The following is a 1580-nucleotide window of genomic DNA, read 5'->3' as shown; positions in this document are numbered from 1 at the left end:
GGCACGATTTGTCCATTGGCACGATTTGTCCATTGGCACGATTTGTCCATTGGCACGATTTGTCCATTGGCACGATTTGTCCATTGGCACGATTCGCTCATGTGTAGCTAGTGTGCAATTGCTTCCCAAAGCAGAGGCGCTGGACTATTCCGGGAGTGACGCGCTTGGCGTTGCGGATGGCCTCGTACACCGCGAGGTAGCACGCCAAATACGCTTTGTGGACGCTGCGGAACGTGCGAAGGAACGTTCGGAGACCCGTGTGAGCGCCCTCAGACGTATTGCAGTGGACTTCCCGTATGCCGTCGCCGTCGTCGTCGCGCGCCCACTCGTATGACGAGTGACACACCGTGAAGTGGCTGGGCCAGCCCTGGTAGCCTGCCAACTCGTCACTGTACAGCGTCGCGCCTGGTGGCAGCAGCGTTTGGAGCACTCCCTGGCAACTCTCCGTATCCGCCGTGTTGAGCACCCAGATCCGTACCTCGCCCGTCTCTCGACTGATCACCTGGAATACCGGCGGACGGTCGTTCGCGTAGGTTCCTCGCCCCGGTCGCTTATTGCCACGCCGTCGCGGCGGGTCTTCGGGGTCGGTATGGGCGTCGCTTTTTTTCCCCCGCGTTCTGATACCCCTCATCAGACTCGAAGTGTATTCCTTCCATTTGGCTTTGTGGTGCGGTTTCGTTCGCATTGTCTTGGAGGCGTTGACGCAAGGTGTGGGTTTGCCTGCGGCTCATCTCAAGCTCCTCGGCCAACTGCGAGGTACTCACCCCCTGGGTGATGCCACGCAGCAGCAGCACAACGGTGGAGGGCTGCTGACGGGTCTTCTCGAACGCCGTTCCCGTCACCACGGTGGAGGGGCGCTGACCGTCTCGGCAGCGGTAGCTCGGGAACGCCTGATAGGGGCGAAAGTCACGCCGATTGGTTGAAGCACAGCGCGGGCAGCGCAGCCCTTCTGGGTGCAGGTGCTGCTCCAGCCATTGCAGACAGGCCCCCTCGTCCATCAACTCGCCGATCGGAAAGACAAACATGGTGCCACTCCCTACCCGTATGTTCCCGCCCCTTCCGCCCGAGAGTATATCACACCCTGCACACTAGCTGCGCATGAGCGAACATCGCTCGGATCACGGGAAGCCTGCCAGCGGCGCACCTGAAGGCTGGCGTTGGGCGTCGGGGCGGCCTCCAGCCCACCGGGAGCCGAGGAATCGTTGCGACCTTTCAAGCCCGTCGAAGAGTCGGCCACGTTCAATGTGTGTTGAGCCGACGTAAGCATGCCTGTACCAGATGTGTACGACATCGGATAACGCACCTGTGCAGGTACGACGGTACGATGCCAACGAACAAGGTGGCAGATTCCCTATCACGGTGGGGAATGCTGCACGACAAAATTGCGCGGTCGCGCAGAGCGCGGTACACTATACCCACGGTGGAGCAGGGCAACTCCTCCTTGACGATAGGCATATGCTGATGAAAGTGAAAGAGGTCGTCAAACTTCTGGAAGCAGATGGCTGGCAATTGGTTCGCACGGCAGGAAGCCATCGTCAGTTCAAGCATCCTTCCAAAGTAGGAACGGTGACGGTGGCAGG

Annotated in this window: 3 protein-coding genes; 1 reads left to right on the top strand and 2 read right to left on the bottom strand. The window is 60.0% G+C overall.

Annotation, left to right across the window (positions count from 1 at the left end; all coding sequences use genetic code 11):
- Positions 1-97: 97 nt before the first annotated feature.
- Positions 98-631, bottom strand: a complete 534-nt coding sequence (locus EKD03_RS19145; RefSeq protein ID WP_161569319.1) for a transposase — start codon at positions 629-631, stop codon at positions 98-100.
- Complete coding sequence (locus EKD03_RS18550) at positions 552-1025, bottom strand: transposase (RefSeq protein ID WP_161569318.1); 474 nt, start codon at positions 1023-1025, stop codon at positions 552-554. The genes EKD03_RS19145 and EKD03_RS18550 overlap by 80 nt, the downstream gene beginning before the upstream one ends.
- Positions 1026-1278: 253 nt before the next feature.
- Here EKD03_RS18550 and EKD03_RS19195 point away from each other — a divergent pair.
- The coding region (locus tag EKD03_RS19195; protein ID WP_338030965.1) for a type II toxin-antitoxin system HicA family toxin at positions 1279-1580 on the top strand (302 nt) is incomplete at its 3' end.

This window comes from Candidatus Oscillochloris fontis, from assembly GCF_004138135.1.
Taxonomy (GTDB): Bacteria; Chloroflexota; Chloroflexia; order Chloroflexales; family Chloroflexaceae; genus Oscillochloris; species Oscillochloris fontis.
The sequence above is the reverse complement of the archived record's forward strand: the minus strand, read 5'-3'. Positions and strand labels throughout refer to the sequence as shown.